This is a genomic window from Skermanella aerolata KACC 11604, from assembly GCF_000936425.1.
Classification (GTDB): domain Bacteria; phylum Pseudomonadota; class Alphaproteobacteria; order Azospirillales; family Azospirillaceae; genus Skermanella; species Skermanella aerolata.
The window spans coordinates 67,277-85,459 of record NZ_AVFK01000009.1 but is presented as its reverse complement, the minus strand read 5'-3'; the positions used below and the strand labels follow the sequence as shown (position 1 = coordinate 85,459).

20 protein-coding genes are annotated in these 18,183 nt (G+C 64.0%); 13 read left to right on the top strand and 7 right to left on the bottom strand.

Annotated features, from left to right (window positions below):
* Nucleotides 1-73 precede the first annotated feature (73 nt).
* The 3 genes from parE (at nt 74) to N826_RS13540 (ending at nt 2,916) form a co-directional block, all read left to right on the top strand.
* Nucleotides 74-2,059, top strand: coding sequence for a DNA topoisomerase IV subunit B (gene parE / locus N826_RS13550; RefSeq protein WP_044429565.1), 1,986 nt, complete (start codon nt 74-76; stop codon nt 2,057-2,059).
* A 375-nt stretch (nt 2,060-2,434) separates the two neighbouring features.
* Entirely contained in the window at nt 2,435-2,701 is a 267-nt protein-coding gene (locus N826_RS13545) for a hypothetical protein (RefSeq protein ID WP_044429564.1), read from the top strand.
* Nucleotides 2,698-2,916 carry a hypothetical protein gene (locus N826_RS13540; protein WP_044429563.1) on the top strand — a complete coding sequence of 73 codons (219 nt, stop codon included), beginning with the start codon at nt 2,698-2,700 and terminating at the stop codon, nt 2,914-2,916. Before N826_RS13545 ends, N826_RS13540 begins: the two co-directional genes overlap by 4 nt.
* A 188-nt stretch (nt 2,917-3,104) precedes the next feature.
* Here N826_RS13540 and N826_RS13535 read toward each other — a convergent pair whose 3' ends face one another.
* On the bottom strand, nt 3,105-3,680 hold the full coding sequence (locus N826_RS13535; protein WP_044429562.1) for a hypothetical protein: 576 nt from the start codon (nt 3,678-3,680) through the stop codon (nt 3,105-3,107).
* 298 nt (nt 3,681-3,978) lie between these two features.
* On the opposite strand from N826_RS13535, the gene N826_RS13530 reads away from it, so the two are divergent.
* On the top strand, nt 3,979-5,061 hold the full coding sequence (locus N826_RS13530; RefSeq protein ID WP_044429561.1) for an acyltransferase family protein: 1,083 nt from the start codon (nt 3,979-3,981) through the stop codon (nt 5,059-5,061).
* A 119-nt stretch (nt 5,062-5,180) separates the two neighbouring features.
* On the opposite strand, the gene N826_RS43020 is transcribed toward N826_RS13530, so the two are convergent.
* The 3 genes from N826_RS43020 to N826_RS13520 all read right to left on the bottom strand — a co-directional run bounded on the left by N826_RS43020 (nt 5,181) and on the right by N826_RS13520 (nt 6,180).
* Nucleotides 5,181-5,318 carry a hypothetical protein gene (locus N826_RS43020; RefSeq protein ID WP_157599339.1) on the bottom strand — a complete coding sequence of 46 codons (138 nt, stop codon included), beginning with the start codon at nt 5,316-5,318 and terminating at the stop codon, nt 5,181-5,183.
* 73 nt (nt 5,319-5,391) lie between these two features.
* Nucleotides 5,392-5,610, bottom strand: a complete 219-nt coding sequence (locus tag N826_RS13525) for a DUF1150 family protein (RefSeq protein ID WP_044429560.1) — start codon at nt 5,608-5,610, stop codon at nt 5,392-5,394.
* A gap of 96 nt (nt 5,611-5,706) precedes the next feature.
* Entirely contained in the window at nt 5,707-6,180 is a 474-nt protein-coding gene (locus N826_RS13520; RefSeq protein ID WP_044429559.1) for an Hsp20 family protein, read from the bottom strand.
* A gap of 282 nt (nt 6,181-6,462) precedes the next feature.
* On the opposite strand from N826_RS13520, the gene trpB reads away from it, so the two are divergent.
* Genes trpB through N826_RS13500 form a run of 4 tightly spaced genes read left to right on the top strand, consistent with a single transcriptional unit; the run spans nt 6,463 to nt 10,907 of the window.
* Nucleotides 6,463-7,674 (top strand): tryptophan synthase subunit beta, encoded by a 1,212-nt coding sequence (trpB, locus tag N826_RS13515; protein WP_044429769.1) that lies wholly within the window; start codon nt 6,463-6,465, stop codon nt 7,672-7,674.
* The gene (gene trpA / locus N826_RS13510; protein WP_084720733.1) at nt 7,671-8,567 is read left to right on the top strand and encodes a tryptophan synthase subunit alpha; all 897 of its coding nucleotides are present in this window, start codon (nt 7,671-7,673) and stop codon (nt 8,565-8,567) included. Before trpB ends, trpA begins: the two co-directional genes overlap by 4 nt.
* 29 nt (nt 8,568-8,596) lie before the next feature.
* A complete protein-coding gene (gene accD, locus N826_RS13505; RefSeq protein WP_044429558.1) occupies nt 8,597-9,613 on the top strand; it encodes an acetyl-CoA carboxylase, carboxyltransferase subunit beta in 1,017 nt (338 codons plus the stop codon).
* Nucleotides 9,573-10,907 carry a bifunctional folylpolyglutamate synthase/dihydrofolate synthase gene (locus N826_RS13500; protein WP_084720732.1) on the top strand — a complete coding sequence of 445 codons (1,335 nt, stop codon included), beginning with the start codon at nt 9,573-9,575 and terminating at the stop codon, nt 10,905-10,907. The genes accD and N826_RS13500 overlap by 41 nt, the downstream gene beginning before the upstream one ends.
* A 37-nt stretch (nt 10,908-10,944) precedes the next feature.
* On the opposite strand, the gene trxA is transcribed toward N826_RS13500, so the two are convergent.
* Both trxA and N826_RS13490 read right to left on the bottom strand, forming a co-directional pair.
* Nucleotides 10,945-11,265 (bottom strand): thioredoxin TrxA, encoded by a 321-nt coding sequence (gene trxA / locus N826_RS13495; RefSeq protein WP_044429557.1) that lies wholly within the window; start codon nt 11,263-11,265, stop codon nt 10,945-10,947.
* A gap of 322 nt (nt 11,266-11,587) precedes the next feature.
* Nucleotides 11,588-12,415, bottom strand: a complete 828-nt coding sequence (locus tag N826_RS13490; RefSeq protein WP_244619604.1) for a class I SAM-dependent methyltransferase — start codon at nt 12,413-12,415, stop codon at nt 11,588-11,590.
* Between the two features lie 193 nt (nt 12,416-12,608).
* On the opposite strand from N826_RS13490, the gene N826_RS13485 reads away from it, so the two are divergent.
* A complete protein-coding gene (locus tag N826_RS13485) occupies nt 12,609-14,615 on the top strand; it encodes a BTAD domain-containing putative transcriptional regulator (RefSeq protein WP_147040732.1) in 2,007 nt (668 codons plus the stop codon).
* A 9-nt stretch (nt 14,616-14,624) separates the two neighbouring features.
* Here N826_RS13485 and N826_RS13480 read toward each other — a convergent pair whose 3' ends face one another.
* Nucleotides 14,625-15,320, bottom strand: a complete 696-nt coding sequence (locus tag N826_RS13480) for a winged helix-turn-helix transcriptional regulator (protein ID WP_044429555.1) — start codon at nt 15,318-15,320, stop codon at nt 14,625-14,627.
* A 76-nt stretch (nt 15,321-15,396) separates the two neighbouring features.
* On the opposite strand from N826_RS13480, the gene N826_RS13475 reads away from it, so the two are divergent.
* From N826_RS13475 to N826_RS13460, 4 genes are all read left to right on the top strand, one after another.
* Nucleotides 15,397-15,831 carry a VOC family protein gene (locus tag N826_RS13475; protein WP_044429553.1) on the top strand — a complete coding sequence of 145 codons (435 nt, stop codon included), beginning with the start codon at nt 15,397-15,399 and terminating at the stop codon, nt 15,829-15,831.
* Between the two features lie 30 nt (nt 15,832-15,861).
* Entirely contained in the window at nt 15,862-16,212 is a 351-nt protein-coding gene (locus N826_RS13470; RefSeq protein ID WP_044429550.1) for a DUF1428 domain-containing protein, read from the top strand.
* Between the two features lie 32 nt (nt 16,213-16,244).
* Entirely contained in the window at nt 16,245-16,730 is a 486-nt protein-coding gene (locus tag N826_RS13465) for a VOC family protein (RefSeq protein WP_044429547.1), read from the top strand.
* 196 nt (nt 16,731-16,926) lie between these two features.
* Nucleotides 16,927-18,156: an MFS transporter gene (locus N826_RS13460; RefSeq protein ID WP_044429544.1), complete on the top strand. Its 1,230-nt coding sequence runs from the start codon at nt 16,927-16,929 to the stop codon at nt 18,154-18,156.
* The last annotated feature ends 27 nt before the right edge of the window (nt 18,157-18,183 follow it).

The following is an 18,183-nucleotide window of genomic DNA, read 5'->3' as shown; positions in this document are numbered from 1 at the left end:
TATTGTAATCAATTCGTCCCGCGACACCGCACGCGCTTGCGTGGATGGTGATCTAATTCCTATATTAGTGGCCATGACCGACCTTTTTCAGAATACCGTACGCAAGGACGACAGCTACTCCGCCCAGGATATCGAGGTCCTGGAGGGGTTGGAACCCGTGCGCCGCCGGCCCGGGATGTATATCGGCGGCGTGGACGAGCGCGCCCTGCATCATCTGGTGGCGGAAATTCTCGACAACGCCATGGACGAGGCGGTGGCCGGGCACGCCAGCCGAATCGATCTGGAACTGGCCGCCGACTCGACGGTGACGATTCGCGACAACGGGCGCGGCATCCCGGTGGACGAGCACCCGAAATATCCCGGTAAATCGGCGCTCGAAGTCATCATGACGACGCTGCACTCCGGCGGCAAATTCAGCGGCAAGGCCTATGCGACCTCCGGCGGCCTGCACGGCGTCGGCATGTCGGTGGTGAACGCGCTGTCGGACCGCCTGACGGTGGAGATCGCGCGCGACCGCCAGCTCTACACCCAAAGCTACAGCCGGGGCCTTGCCGTCGGCGGGCTGGTCGGGCTGGGGCCGGTGCATAACCGGCGCGGCACGACGGTCAAGTTCCACCCCGACGCGATGATCTTCGGCGAGGCGGCGACCTTCAAGCCGGAGCGGCTCTACCGCATGGCCCGCTCCAAGGCCTATCTCTACAAGGGTGTCGAGATCCGCTGGGCCTGCGATCCCGAACTGCTGAGCGCCGACGCGATCACTCCGGCCTCGGAAACGCTGCATTTCCCCGGCGGCTTGAACGACTACCTGACGGCGGCGCTGAAGGACCGCAAGGGCGTCACTCCCGGCCCATTCGCGGGCGAGGCGCCGTTCCCCGGCGATGCCGGGCGGGCGGAATGGGCGATTGCTTGGCCGGAGGACGAGGAAGGCTTCATCCATTCCTACTGCAACACCGTGCCGACTCCGCAGGGCGGCAGCCACGAGATGGGTCTGCGGACGGCGCTGACGCGCGGCATCAAGGCGTTCGGCGAGTTGGTCGGCAACAAGCGAGCGGGGCAGATCACGGCCGACGACGTGTTCGGCGGCGCCACGATCCTGCTGTCGATCTTCATTCGCGACCCGTCTTTCCAGGGCCAAACCAAGGAAAAGCTGGCCACGGCGGAGGCGGCCAAGCTGGTCGACACCGCCGTCAAGGACCACTTCGACCACTGGCTTTCCGGCAATCCGGCCTCTGCCAACGCCCTGCTCGACTACCTGATCGAGAAGGCGGAGGAGCGGCAGCGTAAGCGCCAGGCCAAGGAGATGTCGCGCAAGACAGCGACCCGGCGGCTCCGTCTGCCCGGCAAGCTTGCCGATTGCAGCCGCACCACACCGGAGGGGACGGAGATCTTCCTGGTCGAGGGCGACAGCGCCGGCGGCTCCGCCAAGCAGGCCCGCAGCCGCGAGACCCAGGCGATCCTGCCGCTGCGCGGCAAGATCCTGAACGTCGCGAGCGCCAGCGCCGACAAGATGCGTGGGAACCAGGAACTGAGCGACCTGATCCAGGCGCTCGGCTGCGGCACCGGCCGCGAGTTCTCGTCGGAAAAGCTGCGCTACGAGCGCGTCATCATCATGACCGACGCCGACGTGGACGGCGCCCACATCGCTTCGCTGCTGATGACGTTCTTCTATCGTGAGATGGCCGGGTTGATCCAGAACGGCCACCTGTATCTGGCCCTGCCGCCGCTCTACCGCGTCACCCACGGCGGCAAATCGATCTACGCCCGCGACGATGCCCACAAGGACGAACTGATCAAAACAGTCTTCGCCGGCAAGAAGGTCGAGCTGAGCCGCTTCAAAGGCCTGGGCGAGATGCAGCCGGCGCAGCTCAAGGAAACCACCATGGACCCGACCAAGCGGACCCTGCTCCGCGTCGTCGTGCCCGACACCCACGACCCGGAAATGCGCGGTCAGGTGGAGGAGACGAAGTCACTGGTCGAAAGCCTGATGGGCCGCAAGCCGGAACTGCGCTTCCAGTTCATCCAGGAAAACGCCAAGTTCGTCCAGGACATCGATGTTTGATTTTTGGTATCTTCTGCCAGACAAGGCATAATCTGCCAGATCCGACGCAGTAAATGCACACCTCTATATCTTCGCATTTGCTGCATTGGAAATCCTTCTGGTAAATTTCTGGTTCTGGAGATCCTGCATTAACTTGATTGGAGTGGACCGATTGAAGTGCGATGCTTGGTTGTTCTACAGTGCCCGCTCCGAGTGAGAGGCTGGCAGGAGTTGTTCATGCGAGCAGTTGGTGCTTCCTCTGAGGAGTTCGACGCATTGCATTAACTCGATCCATCGAATGACAGAGACAAGCTATCTGCTTTTTGACATATATCATATGTCATAATCATGTGAAACTATAGAACCCCTGTGTAGAAGGTTTGAGGGGGGCAGAGGTTGAGCAGTTTAAGCAAGCCCTGGTGGAGCCCGATCGTTCATTTTTTGGCCCAAACGGTGGTCGGTACGATGATTTTTGTCATCATTGCCGGGGCATCGGTTTCGTTGTCGCTCCTGGTGCACTACCTTGAAAGCCTTAACGTTTCAGCTTTTTCCATAACGGTCATCACAGCGGTGGAGTACGTCATTCTGATCTTTGATGCGACCCTTTTTGTGGTAGATTTGTTTATAACCGGCATTAAAGCTGTTAAGGAGATGCTGAAGTGACCAGCTTCCTGAAAGAGTTTCGCTTAGCCGCTTGGCAGACTCCGCGGATGTACTTTGCGCCGCTCATTGGTGCACTTAAAGCTATCCAAGTCGAAGCTCATGAGTTGGCTGCTGAAGGTGTTCAGAAAAAGGAAAAGAACACGTTTGGTAAGGCTAGAATAGGTGCAAGAACCTACGGAAAAAAACAGAAGCGTAGGGTCAAGGCTTTCGGCTGAACGTCTGCGGCGACTGGAAAGTCATTTGGCGAAATCTTAACCTTAGCCTTTACTTACATGTTGTCGGTTGAGTCAGGCTATGCCGTCTTCGGCTGGCGTTAGCTCTGGCTCGACCGAAAACCCAGCAGCATGCTAGCTGCAGGCCGAATTCTTGATGGCTTAGAACAGCCAAACTTGCGGCTTGTGCGTTAAGGGGCGTCGTCGCTCCCCGACAAATCCTCGATCTTGCGCAGCGTCAGTATCTGCGCCGCCGCTGTGAACAGCAGCCCTGATGCGGTCAGGCGGCCTTCTTCCTGGTCGGCGTGGCTGAGGCAGGCGAGTTGGGCTGCTCCCAGGGCGTAGGCCTGGAGGAGTTCGACCGGGTCGCCATCGGAGTTGCGTTGCCACCAGCGGCGGCCGTGGCGGCGCATGGTGCGGAGTGCCGGTTCCATGACGTCCCAAGCGGGCAGGCGGTCCTTCAGGAAGCCGGAGGGGTCGCTGCCTGCTTCGTCGTCGCCCAGGGCGGCGCGGCCGAGATGGATGGCGAATTCGATGAAGGGGTAGCGTTCCGATACCTGACTGCCGGCGCGGAAGGCGATGCTCATCAGCAGTTCGGACACCAGTGCTGACTCACGCGGTTCCAGCCCGTCCAGGACATCGAGCAGGCCGGGCGCCAGGTTTTCTTCCGGGGAAGCGCCCTCGCGGGTCGCGGTGACGGCGGCGACCAGCGTACGCAGGGCTTCGACCTGTGCTTCCGCGGAAACCGGCCGGTAGTCTTTTGCCATGTGAATTTGCTCTTTGCCTTCTGCAAGGGGCTTTTGCAACCTGCGCGAACCTGCCTGCTGCCGGTCCGGTTAACCTGTTAATGGCCGCGCCGCGCGTTGTCCAGGGGAACCGGAATAAATCCGGACCTTGGTCTGCAACGCTACAGGTTGGCTTAGCTGACATATGCCTGATTAGCCCGTTGTCGAATTGGCCGTTCAAATGGATTAGTGTTAACGCCACCGGCCAGAAAAGTAACGTGGCAGCGTGCCGGATGTTATAATCCGTAGATCCACATCCGAAAAAGCATCAAAGCCTGCAATGAAATTCACAATTATTTCGATTCAAATACTCAGGGCTTTTGCGGCTCTGCTTGTGGTCTTCCATCATGCCCGCTACCAGATCCCGGAATTCGAAGTCTTTTTCCATGGAGAGATCTGGCAGTTCGGCCAGGCCGGCGTCGATATCTTCTTCGTGATCAGCGGCTTCATCATGTGGGTGACGACGCATAAACGGCGGACTACGCCGCTTCGGTTCATGACCAACCGGATCGTGCGCATCGTACCGCTCTACTGGCTGCTCACGCTGACGGTGGCGGGTGCTTGCCTGTTGGCGCCGCACCTGTTCCGGGGCGTAATGTTGACCCCTGAGCATGTCGTCAAATCGCTGTTCTTCATCCCCAGTTTCTACCCCGGTCTGCCGACGCGCATCTGGCCGCTCCTGCTGCCGGGCTGGACGCTGAACTACGAGATGGTCTTTTACCTGGTGTTCGCCGTGGCCTTGCTGTTGCCGCGCCGCTTGATGATCCCCCTGATCGCGAGCCTGTTCGTCACCGCGGTAGCCGCCGGCTTCATCTTCGATTTCGACAGCGCGGCAGGATTGTTCTACACCGAGTCCCTGATCCTGGAGTTCGTCGCCGGGATGATGCTCGGGCATTTCTGGCTCCATGGGCGCCTCAAGATGCCGACGCTGCCGGCGCTGGCCGTCATCCCCGTGGCGGTCGCGGCGCTGGTCGTCCTGGCTCCCTTCGAGGCTCCCGAGACCCGGATGCTGGTATGGGGCGTGCCGGCCATTCTGATCGTGACGGCGTCGCTGTCGCTGGACCTGCGCGGCCGGTTCGCCTCCAACAGGTTTCTGAAGCTGATGGGGGACGCTTCGTACTCCATCTACCTGACGCATATCCTCACGCTGGGCGTGGTGCGTACGGTCTGGAGCCGGCTGGGACTGGTAGAGCGAGAACTCGACTCCGCTTGCGTCTATCTTGTGGCCTCGATCGCCGTCAGCGTCGTCGTCGGCATCACGGTGTATTATCTGGTCGAACTTCCGCTGCTGCGCTTCTTCAAGAGGTCGAAGGCGGCGCAGCCGGCGCGGGCTTCTCTGCCTGCGGCAGCATCGACCCGATAGCAGTCAAGACCTGAAGGCCAAAACCGGGGACCGAAAAAATCAAGGGTCCCGGCTCAAGGCTGGAACCCTTTGATGTTACTTCGACCGCCGGGCCGATTCCGGAGTGGTGGATTCCCGGTTCAGACGTCGTGGACCGGGCCTGGCGTCTTCTTGTTCTCGCCACCGGCCTGGTCTTCCTCTTTTTCCGTCAGCGTCTTATCCCGCTTGTCGTCGGTTCCGGCCTGCGGCTTCCGATCGTTCTTGTCGTTTTCTGGCATGGGTCACCTCCGGTTGGATGGTCATCTCAACAGGAGGTGACGGACACCGTCTCGCAGTCGTCGGAAAGGCGTCTCAGTGGACGCTGACCGGCTCCAGCTCGTGCTGGCGCACCGCCGCGAAGGCGGCTTCGCGTTCCTGCATCACCGTCAGGGGAGTGCCGTCGGCGGCGTGGATGGCGTAGCCGGTCGAGCCGTCCACATCGACGACCTTGATATAGGCAAGGTCGTTCACGCCGAAGGCCACGAAGTCCTGGCTGGAAATCTGCCGCAATGTGTTCTGGCTGGTGTTCATGATCTCAGTCTTTCTGTAACGAATAGCGGTACGTTTCCGGACCGGCGCTTTGGAACCGAGGCTAAAGACCGGGATCCCGGTGGAAATCCGCCGGCATCAGCCGCCGATCTCCGGCGTTACGTCGATCGTGCGGGCGTCAGCCCCATCCGGGCCGCCTGCCGGCTGCTGGATTGCGATGGTGCGCACCTTCGGCTCCGGGATCGGGCGCTTCAGGTCCACGTGGAGCAATCCATTATCCAACGTCGCTCCGACCACTTCGATCCCTTCCGCCAGAACGAAGCTGCGCTGGAACTGACGGGCGGCGATACCGCGATGCAAATATATCCTGGTCTTGTCGTCGACTTGGCGGCCACGGATCACCAGCTGGTTGTCTTCGGTCTGCACCGTCAGATCATCCATCGTGAAGCCGGCTACCGCAAGTGTGATCCGCAGACCATCTTCCCCTATCTGTTCGATATTGTACGGCGGGTACCCTTCGGCCGAGTTCTTCGAGATCCGGTCGAGTGTGCGCTCGAACTGATCGAAGCCTAAAAGTAGCGGGCTATTGAACAAAGACAATCTCGTGGTCACGCGGCATCCTCCTCCACTGAGCGAGTAGCAGTCTGGGCGAGTAGCGACATGGGCCCGAACCCGGCGCCCGTGGCGGCGGCCCCTTCCGGCGCCGCCATGCCCATATGTGGGAAATCCGGCGCCCAAGGGCAAGGCTGCCCTGCATCGACGGGATTTCATGCGTATCGTCCTTTAAAATCGACTCACCGGCCGCTATGTTGGCCCCTTCCGGAAGGCACGAGAGTTGGCACAGTGACATCTCCGACCACGAACAGGGCACCCGGCGATATGCCGCAGAGCATCATGCAGCAGCTCAATACCTACCGCTCGGGTCCCGACGAGCAGGGGCACTTCGGCATCTATGGCGGACGTTTCGTCGCCGAGACGCTGATGCCGCTCATCCTTGAGGTCGAGCAGGCGTACAACGCCGCCAAGGTCGATCCCGCCTTCAAGGCCGAACTGCGCCACTACCTGACGCATTACGTCGGCCGGCCCAGTCCGCTCTACCACGCGGAACGGCTGACGGCGAACCTCGGCGGCGCCAAGATCTACTTCAAGCGGGACGAGCTGAACCACACCGGCGCCCACAAGATCAACAACTGCATCGGCCAGATCCTGCTGGCCCGACGGATGGGCAAGCGCCGCATCATCGCGGAGACGGGGGCCGGCCAGCACGGCGTCGCCACCGCGACCGTCTGCGCGCTGTTCGACCTGCCCTGCACGATCTACATGGGCGAGACCGACATCGAGCGGCAGAAGCCCAACGTCTTCCGCATGAAGTTGCTGGGCGCCGAGGTCAAGCCGGTCAAGTCCGGCTCGCGCACCCTCAAGGACGCCATGAACGAGGCGTTGCGCGACTGGGTGACCAATGTCGAGGACACCTTCTACATCATCGGCACGGCCGCCGGCCCGCACCCCTATCCCGCCATGGTCCGCGACTTTCAGTCCGTGATCGGCGAGGAAGTGCGGGAGCAGATGATCGCGGCGGAAGGGCGTCTGCCCGACAGCCTCGTCGCCTGCATCGGCGGCGGCTCCAACGCAATCGGCCTGTTCTACCCGTTCCTGGACGAACCCTCCGTCAAGATGGTCGCGGTGGAAGCGGCAGGGCACGGCATCGAGACCGGCGCCCATGCGGCGTCCCTGACCGGCGGACGGCCCGGCGTGCTCCACGGCAACCGGACCTATCTGCTCCAGGACGACGACGGCCAGATCACCGAGGGTCACTCGATCTCCGCCGGGCTGGACTATCCCGGCATCGGGCCGGAGCACTCCTGGCTGCACGATGTCGGCCGGGTCGAATACATCTCCGCCACCGACAACGAGGCCCTGGACGCCTTCCAGATGTGCTCCCGGATGGAGGGCATCATCCCGGCGCTGGAACCGGCGCACGCGCTGGCCGGCGTCATCCGGATCGCGCCGAGCCTGCCCAAGGACCACCTGCTGGTCATGAACCTGTGCGGCCGTGGCGACAAGGACATCTTCACCGTGGCGGAAGCCCTTGGAGTGCAAATATGAGTGCAGCCGCCGTTCAGTCCGGGGTCCACGAAGGTTTTGAAGCCGGGCAGGCCGCCCGCGCCGCCGACAGCGGCCGGTTGGCCGCCAAGTTCGGTGCGCTGAAGCAGGAAGGGCGGGGCGGTCTGGTGACCTTCGTCTCCGCTGGCGATCCCGACTACGCGACCTCGCTGAAGCTGATCCAAGGCCTGCCGGCTGCCGGCGCCGACGTGATCGAGATCGGCATGCCGTTTACCGATCCGATGGCCGACGGCCCGTCGATCCAGGCATCGTCGCTGCGGGCGCTGAAATCGGGCATGTCGCTGCGCCGGACGATCCAGCTCGTCCAGGAATTCCGGGCGACCGACGCCACGACCCCGGTCATCCTGATGGGCTATTACAACCCGATCTATTCCTACGGCGTCGAGCGGTTCCTGACCGACGCCAAGGCTGCCGGGGTCGATGGGCTGATCGTGGTCGATCTGCCGCCGGAAGAGGATGTCGAGCTGTGCGTCCCGGCGCTGAACGCCGGCGTCAACTTCATCCGGCTGGCGACGCCGACGACCGACGACAAGCGCATGCCGACGGTGCTTCAGAACACCAGCGGCTTCGTCTATTACGTCTCCGTCGCCGGCATCACCGGGGCAGGCTCCGCGACCGAGGACGCGATCAGCTTCGCGGTCGAGCGGCTTCGCCGGCATACCGATCTGCCGGTCGCCGTCGGCTTCGGCATCACGACTCCGGATGCCGCCGCAGCGGTGGCGCGTCTGGCCGATGCCGCCGTGGTCGGCTCCGCCATCGTCAACCGCATCGCCGCCAACCTGGACGAAAATGGCTTGGCCAGCGCTGGGTTGGTTGACGACGTGCTGGCCTTCGTGCGCACCCTGGCCGACGGCGTGCGCGCCGCGCGCGGCTGAACTCAAGACATCGACGAAGACCCGCCCCCATGAACTGGCTCACCAATTTTGTCCGGCCCAAGATCCGCGCCCTCTACACCAAGAAGGAAGTGCCGGACAATCTTTGGCATAAGTGCCCCAATTGCGAGGCGATGATCTTCCACCGCGACATGGAAGACAACCTGCGCGTTTGCCAGCACTGCGGCTTCCATATGCGCCTTGATGCCGAAAGCCGGCTGAAGATGCTGTTCGACGAGGACGAGTTCCAGGTCATCGAACTGCCCAAGGTGCCGGTCGATCCGCTGAAGTTCCGTGACCAGAAGCGCTACAGCGATCGCCTGAAGGAAGCTCAGACCAAGACCGGCAAGAACGATGCGATCCGCGTCGCCCACGGCAAGATGGGCGGCATGCAGACCGTCATCGCCGCGTTCGACTTCGGCTTCATGGGCGGTTCCATGGGCATCGCGGTGGGAGAGGGGCTGCTGGCCGCAGCCCGACTGGCCGTGCTTCAGGAAGCGCCGCTGATCGTGGTGCCGTCTTCCGGCGGCGCCCGCATGCAGGAAGGCATCCTGTCGCTGATGCAGATGCCGCGCAGCACGATCGCCGTGCAGATGGTCAAGGAAGCTGGGTTGCCCTACATCGTCGTCCTGACCGACCCGACCACGGGGGGAGTCACGGCGTCCTTCGCGATGCTGGGCGACCTGCATATCGCGGAGAAGGGTGCTCAGATCGGCTTCGCCGGCGCCCGCGTGATCGAGGACACCATCCGCGAGACCCTGCCGGAAGGCTTCCAGCGCTCCGAATACCTGATGGAGCACGGCATGGTGGACATGGTCATCCACCGCAAGGACCTGCGCGCCACCCTGATCCGGGTTCTCGACCTGCTGGGCCGGCCGAACCCGTCCGCCGAGATCGTGACTCTTCCGACCGCCGAGCCGGAAACCGTGACGCCGCCGTCCGAGGCCGACCTGATCGATCCGGACGCGGACGAGACTGTCACCCCGACTTCCGCACAGACACAAAGCGGTGAACCCCTTGAGCCTGCCGGCGACCGTCCCGACCGCTGACCGTGCCGATCCGGTCCTGGACCGGCTGAAACACCTTCATCCCAAGGTCATCGATCTTTCCCTTGGCCGCACCTTCCGGATGCTGGAAGCCGTCGGTAGCCCGCACACCAGGCTGCCGCCGGTCGTCCATGTCGCGGGCACCAACGGCAAGGGATCGACCATCGCCTTCCTGCGCGCCTTCCTGGAGGCGGCGGGTAAGCGAGTCCACGTCTACACTTCTCCCCATCTGGTCCGCTTCCACGAGCGCATCCGCTTAGCCGGAGATCTGATCGACGACGATTATCTGGCGGAAATCCTGGAGGAGTGCGAGCAGGCGAACCGGGGCGAGCCGATCACATATTTCGAGATCACAACCGTTGCCGCCTTGCTGGCGTTCTCGCGCACGCCCGCCGACGTGGTTTTACTGGAAACCGGGCTGGGCGGACGGCTGGACAGCACCAACGTGATCGAGCGCCCGGCCGTCACTGCCCTGACGCGGATTTCTTACGACCATATGCAGTTCCTAGGCGAGACGCTGACGGCGATCGCGGGAGAGAAGGCCGGCATCATGCGGCTGGGCGTTCCATCCGTCGTCGCGCCGCAGTCGTCGGCTGAAGTGACCGCAGCGTTCCGAGAGCGCGCCGCCGCCATCGGAGCACCGCTGTTCGAAGCGGGCGAAGCATGGCGCTCGTTTGCGAACGGGGAGGGCTTTCGCTTCGAAAGCCCGTTGCGGAACGTTGACCTGCCGCTGCCGGCTCTGCCCGGCGCTCACCAGATCGTCAATGCGGGTGTGGCGCTGGCCTGCCTGGACCATCTGCCGGGAATCGCGGTTTCGGATGAAGCTGTCCGCAAGGGGTTGGTCGAAGTCCGCTGGCCCGGCCGCCTGCAACGGCTGACGCGCGGTCCGCTGGTGGACCGGCTGCCGCCGGGCTGGGATCTGTGGCTGGACGGCGGGCATAACGACTCCGCCGGTGAAGTGCTGGGCGCACAGGCGGCGCGTTGGCGCGAAGCCGATGGATTGCCGCTCAAGCTGATCTTCGGGATGCTGGCGACCAAGGAGCCGAGGGACTTCCTCCGCCCGCTGAGCGGCTTCGCCTCGACGTTACGCGCCGTCGCGATCCCCGGCGAGGAAGCGTCGCTGTCGCCGGACAATGCGGCGTCTGCCGCGCAGGCAGTCGGATTCGAGGATGCCGAAGCGGTGGAAAACGTGGATACGGCGCTGGATGCCCTGATCCGGCGCGATCCAAGCCCGACTCGCGTGATGATCTGCGGCTCGCTTTATCTCGCGGGAGCCGTCCTGGCCCGGAATGGCTGATGCCTCCGGGCCATGGCGCGACAACTATGTCCCGATCTTACAGGACCGATTCGACCCACTGAAACAGCGCGCCCTTCGGCAGAGCGCCGATCTTGGTGGCCGCGACCTTGCCGTCCTTGAACAGCATCAGCGTGGGAATGCCACGCACGCCGAACTGGCCGGGTATCTTGGGATTTTCGTCGATGTTCAGCTTCGCAACGGTGACCTTCTCACCGAACTCGGTGGCGAGGTCTTCCAGGGCCGGTGCGATCTGCTTGCAGGGTCCGCACCATTCAGCCCAGAAATCGACCAGAACCGGGCCAGTCGCCTTGAGAACGTCTGCGTCGAAGCTGGCGTCGGTGATCTTGGTGGTGCTCATGTTACCTCATCATCATAACTGGTGCGGCGGCCTGTTGTCCGTCATGGACGGCAAGCGGCACCCTGGTGTCTACTGAAATGTAGGGGTGCCCAGTGCCAATGGTCAAGCAGCGGGGCGTTTGACGAGGACGCATGTGTGGATTGCGGGGCTAAAGTGACTCCCGTCACTGTAAAACTTCCTCCCGAAGCGGCGATAATGGGACATCCGCGATCCCCGTTAGCGCCTACGGAAATCGACGCAGATATGGAAAGCCTCCGGTGGTTTCAAGCGGACCCTCCGCTCAACCGCGCCGGATGGCTTTCCGTTCCCCAAGCTTGGGCTACTATCGGCGGGTGCCTGTTGTAACCACGTAGGTACGCGGCACATGGATGCCCTGACCTTCGCGGAACCGCTCGTGGAAGGCGACGAAGTCCCGTTTCAGCGCCGCTCGCCGGTCGTCGTCCAGGCTGGCGGCCAGCATGCGGGTCGGACCGTAGCCGTTGACGAAGGTGTTCCAGGCCGCTTCGCCTCCGGTCTCGACATAGTGGCTGGTCTCCGTCGTGATCGTCAGGTCGAACGCCTCGCCCAGCAAGGCCTCCAGCCGTTCGCGGCGACCCCAGTCGAACGGCGATACCGCCGGCGGTGCGGCCATGTACGGGCGCATCACGCCGAACATTTCGGCAATGGTGCCGTCGGGCGTCCAGGTGGCAAGGCCCAGCCTGCCGCCGGGTTTGCAGACGCGGGCGAGTTCGGCCGCCGCCGCCTCCGGGCGGCTGACGAACATGACACCGAACGTCGAGACCACGGCATCGAAGCTGGCATCCGCTACGGGCAGTGCTTCCGCATCGCCCAAGCGGTAGTCGATGGCGAGGCTGCCGGATAGTTCGCGCGCGGCATCGAGCAGGCCGGCGGCAATGTCCATCGCGGTGACATCCGCGCCGCGCCGGGCACAGGCCCGCGCCGTAATACCGGTGCCAGTCGCGACATCCAGGATGCGCTCGCCCGGATGGGGGTTCAGCCGGGCGACGGTCGTGTCGATGCCGTCATAGACCCCGCGAATGATTTCCTCGTAGTCCCGCCCGCCCGAACTCCACACCAATGCCGCGCGCTCGTTGTGCGGCTGGATGGCAGGCATGGTGCTGATCTGCGCAGTGCTGATCTGGTCGTCCATAACGTTCTCCTTGCTCGAAGAAAGATCCGGTCCTTGCCGGTTTCCGGCGCAGAGGATCGCCGGGGACCGTCAACCCGGTGTCGGTCGGCGCGTCATTGGGGCGTCAAAACGCCGTCCCTCTCTTTCGGAGTTACCTCCCTCAGGCCGAAGGGCGTCTGACAACCGACGCCGGCTCTGCTATGATCCGCGTGCCATGCACCCTTCTCTTCGGCGCGAGATGAACGGACCGACGCTTCGCGTGCTGGGCGGCTTCGAACTTGCCCGCGCGGACGGGCAGGTGCTGGAATTGCCGAGCCGCAAGGCGCGGATGCTTCTGGCCTTCGTTGCGTTGAATGCTCCCCGGCCGGTGTCCCGCGAGCGATTGGCGGGCCTGTTGTGGGGCGACGGCGGCGATCGGCAGGCACTTCACTCCCTGCGTCAATGCCTGCTGGAACTGCGCCGCCTTGGTGAGCGGGCAGGGGGCGACCTGCTCCATTCGGACAGGGAGGCGGTGGCGCTCGCGCTCCCACCCGGATGCGTGGACGCCTTGACGGTCCAGCGTCTGGCTCACGAGGCTACACCCGGCAGCCTTCGCGCCGCCACCGAGATGTGCTCAGGCATGGTGCTGCCTGAGGCGGAAGCTGGCCTGGAGGATTTCGACACGTGGCTTGCCGGAGAGCGAGCGCGCTTCGCCCGGATCGCCGCCAACGTCTTTTCCCGCCTGACGGCAATGTGCGAGGCGCAAGGCGACTGGGGCGGCGTCGGTTCGGCCGCCGAGCGCTGGCTGACCTTCGATCCAGCCTGCGAGGAGGCGCACCGCGCCTTGATGCGCGCCCACATCAGCACGGGGCGGCGCTCGGACGCCCTCCGCCAGTACCGGAACTGTGCGGAAGCCGTGCGCCGCCACCTCGATGCGGAACCGGAGGAGGAAACCAAGGCTCTTTTGCGCCGCATCCGCAACAGCGACGGTGCCGTACCCCCTGCTGCGATGGTCGGCAACGTCCGGGAGCCGGAAACGCGGGCGGTGCCCGCCAGACCGTCGCTTGCCGTGTTGCCCTTCGGTATCCTGGAGGGTCCGGCCGAGGGTGGCGGCTTAGCCGACGCTCTCGCTCACGACATCCTGCTGCGGTTGGCGCGGCTGCGCTCGCTGTTCGTGATTTCCCACGGTTCGTCCTTCCGCTTCAGGGATGCGTCCGCCGATCCCCGCACGATCGGACGCACGCTCGGCGTCCGCTATCTGGTGACCGGCACGGTCCGCACCCAATACGGGCGGCTTCGGCTGACGGTGGAACTGGTGGAGGCCGAGACCGAGGCCGTGGTCTGGAGCGACGTGCTTGACAGGAGGCTTGACGACGTCTTCGCAATCCAGGATGAATTGACCGCACGCGTCGCCGCCTCGCTGGAGGCTGAGATCGAGACGGCGGAGATCCGGCGCGCCCTGATGCGCCAGCCCGCCTCGCTCGACGCCTGGGGAGCCTACCATCGCGGCCTCTGGCACATGTTCCGCTTCACCCGCGACGACAACGAGACGGCGCGCGGTTTCTTCCAGCAGGCGGTCGGTCTCGACCCGCTCTGTGCTCGGGCGCACGCCGGCCTGTCGTTCACCCATTTCCAGGACGCCTTCCTTCACCGCACCGCCGACCATGCGGTCGAAACAGACCGCGCCTACCGCTTCGCCGAGCAAAGCGTCGCCCTGGACGAACGGGACCCGACGGCTCACTGGGTCCTGGGACGCGCGCTGTGGCTTCTGAAGCGGCAGGAAGACGCGGTCGAGGAACTTAACCTCGCGGTCGATTTCAACCCTAACTTCGCGCTCGGCCACTACACGATCGCCTTCGTCCAGGCACAGGGTGGCGACACCCCCACGGCGCTCCGCGCCGTCGATCTGGCGCAGAGGCTGAGCCCGATCGATCCGCTGCTGTTCGGCATGCTGGGCGTGCGGGCTCTGGCATGCCTCAACCTGGGGGAATATGCTCAGGCGGCGGTGTGGGGCGAGCGGGCAGCCGGCCGCCCCAACGCCCATGTCCATATCCACGCCATCGCCGCCTTCTGCGACGCGCTGGCGGACCGGCAGGACGAAGCGCGGGCCTATGCCCACAGGATCAGGCAGACGACCCCCTCCTACCGCTGCGCCGACTTCCTCCTGGCGTTCCGCACGCTGCGGCCATCGGTGGCCGATCTCATCCGCCGGACCGGTCCCCGCATCGGCATCCCGCCCTGAGCGGCCTTGTCACGTCCCGGCTTTCGGCGGCAGCGGAAACAGGGTGACGAACCGTTCGGCAAATTCCCGGTCGCCGGAGACCCGCAGCACGTTGGCGGTTTCCAGAACGTCCAACGGCTGGCCGCCATAGATCGCCCCGGCGATGACGCGCGGCTCTCCCTCGAAGATCACGTCGGCGCCGGCGGGGTCCGCCCGTGCGATCTCTATTTCGCCGCCGGCCAGATGGCCGACGAACGTCTCCTCGCCGAGGATCAGCCCGATCCTGGCGTCGATATCAGCCGCGCGTATCGGGTCGAGCATCGTGCGGAGCGACAGCAGCAGGGACGCGGCGCTGAAGGGCAGGGTCGGGTCATGGGACGGCGAGCGCGCCGCCCAGCGGCCGAGCGCCTGGAAGATCGGCTCGCTCTCGTAGCCCCAGGGCGTCAGTTCGTAGACCTGGGCGGAGGCGGGCGGCGGCAGCTTTCGCTTAGTCAGGACGCCGGCTGTCTCCAGCCCTTCGAGCCGCTGGGTCAGGACATTGGCGCTGATGCCGGGAAGGCTGGCGCGCAGGTCGCTGAACCGCTTCGGCCCCATCATCAGCTCGCGCATCACCAGCAGCGCCCAGCGTTCCCCGACGAGGTCGAGCGCGTGTGCGGCGGCGCAGGCGTCGTCATAGGTACGGCGCTGCCGGGTCTCCGACGGTTCAGTTATTTTTTCTAACTTCATAGTTCATTTTTATAACAGAACCGTGCATGATGGTCAAACAATCAACCGACAACCAGCCAACCGGGAGGACGATCCAATGTCCAGGCTGATCTTCGTCAATCTGCCCGTCGCCGATCTGGCGCGCTCCAACGCCTTCTACGAAGCCATCGGTGCCCGCAAGAACGAGCAGTTCAGCGACCACACCGCCACCTGCATGGTGTTTTCGGAAACCATCAGCGTGATGCTGCTGACACACGACAAGTTCCGCCAGTTCACGCCCAAGGCGATCGCCGATGCGAAGACGACCAGCGAGGTGCTGATCTGCCTTTCCGCCGACAGCCGCGAGGCGGTCGACGACATGACGAACAAGGCGGGCGCTGCGGGAGGCGTCGTCGATCCCGGTCCGAAGCAGGATTATGGCTTCATGTACGGACGCAGCTTCGAGGACCCGGACGGCCACATCTGGGAAATCATGTGGATGGACGTCGCCGCCGCTGCGGAAGCGATGGGCGGCGGAGCCACCGGCGCGTAAGCAAAACCAGGACATCAAGGGAGAAGAGCCATGAGCTACATCGACGGATTCGTCGTTCCGGTGCCGACCCACAAGAAGGAAGAATACCGGGAAATGTGCGCCAGGGCTGCTGAAGTATTCAAGGAGCATGGCGCGATCAAGCTGGTCGAATGCTGGGGCGACGACGTACCCGACGGCAAGGTCACCGACTTCAAGGGCGCCGTGAAGGCCGAGGCGGGCGAGACGGTGGTCTTCTCGTGGATCGTATGGCCGTCGAAAGCGGTCCGCGACGCGGGCCACCCGGAGGTCGTGAAGGATCCCCGCATGCAGACCGGCGCCGACATGCCCTTCGACGGGAAGCGGATGATCTATGGCGGCTTCGACATCCTGTTCGAAGGCTGACTCATCGTTCCCCCGAGACGGAGAAAATGAGAATGGCGAAACTCACTCCTTGGCTGTGGTTTGCCCACGAGGCGCTTGAAGCAGCCGAATACTATGTCTCGATCCTGCCCGACTCCCGGATCGACCGCGTGGTCGATTACCCGACGGATACCCCCGGTGGACCGGCCGGCAGCGTGGCGGTGGTCGAGTTCACCCTCGCGGGCCAGCGTGTGGCGGCCCTGAACGGCGGCATGCGTCAGGAGTTCGGCCACGCCATCTCGCTCGCCTACGAGTGCGACGATCAGGAGGAACTGGACCGTGTCTGGGACGCTCTTCTGGCAGGCGGCACCGAGGAACAGTGCGGCTGGCTGCGGGATCGCTACGGCATCGCGTGGCAGATCATGCCGAGCGGGATCGGCGCCATGCTGGGTGACCCCGACCGGACCCGTGCCGCCCGAGCCATGCAGGCGGTGATGGGCATGGTCAAGCTGGATATCGCAGCGCTGAAGCGAGCCTTTGACGGCACCGATCCCGCATGAGACTTGCTGTAATACCAGAACTGGAAAGTTCCGACTTGTCAGCGCGTTGGTGTTGGGCCACGGGCCAACCTACAAGCTCCTGCTTCGTAGGTTGGCCCGTGGCCCAACACCTCTGCCATGAGGGAAAGTCGTACGACAGGCCGGAAATTTCAGGTTCTAATGTAACTTGGTGGAGAAATCGCATGGGCGCCGATGGATGAAGTTGGAGCATCAGGCGTTCTTCCAGTCTCTCTTCATCTCGCGGCTGGCCGACCAGATCCTCCTGTTCCTGGTCCCGCTCGTGATCTTCCAGATCACCGGGAGCGTGGGCTGGTCAGGCGTGGCGTTCTTCCTTGAGACTCTGCCGCGCTACGCCTCGTTCCCGATCTGCGGCGCCTTGTGCGACCGGATATCGCCCCTGCGGCTCCTGCACACCAGTCAGGTGTGCAGGGCGGCCGCCTGCTTCGCCGGGATGGCGGCTTATGCCGCGCTGGGCGGGATCTTCTGGCTGATCGCCATTTCGGCAGTCTGCGGCGTCCTGACGTCCCAGGGGATCATGGCGCGCGAAGTCATGCTGCCGCAGGTCTTCAGCGGCCAGCGATTCGAAAAGGTGCTGTCCTATACCCAGATCGCCGACCAGTTGGGCATGGTGCTCGGACCGCTGGTCGCCGGTTTCCTTCTAAGCATCTGGCCCTGGGAATACGTCGTCCTGCTTGCGGCGGCACTCTTTCTGGCCGCCGATGCCGCCGTCATCCTGTGGGAGCGTGCCGCCCGGCCGCGACTGGCGGAACCGGAGGCGGCCAGCGGCCATTGGGCGGCGTCGCTCGTCACGGCTGCCCGGCACATCGTCCGGCTTCCCGGACTGATCGACGTGGTCGTCCTTGCCGCCGCCGTCAACCTGATCATCGGCGTCACGCTGGCGACATCCGCCGCCATGGTCACGGGAATCCACGGCCAGACCGAGTTCTTCTACGCCGTCCTCCAGGCGGCCGGCGCGGTCGCCACCGTCGTCATCCTGTTCGGGATCGCTCAGACGACCGTGCCGCTCGGTGTCCTGGGCTCCGTCTCCTTCACGATGATCTTCCTGGGTGCGGTCATGACCGGAGCGGGGACGGGGCCGTTCCTCTACGCGACTGGTTTCGTCGTGGTCGTCGGCTTCGACAAGATGTTCAACGTCTATATCCGGAGCCTCCGCCAAAGGATCATTCCCCGCCAGGACTACGGCAAGACCACCGGCTTGATCGTCATGCTGAACAACCTGTCGCAGCCGCTGGCGGGGTTGCTTGTCGGGGTCTTCGCCGGACTGTCCGGCGCCGGCGGCGTTATCCTTGCGCTCTCGGCGGTCATGGGACTGACCGGCGTGTTGATCACGGTGGTCCGATGGCGCAGGAACGGCGCCTCGGTCTTGCCATTGCGGCCAGCGCCCGGGGATCAGGACGCCGATTGAAGCATGAAGGAACCAGGTGATCGAACC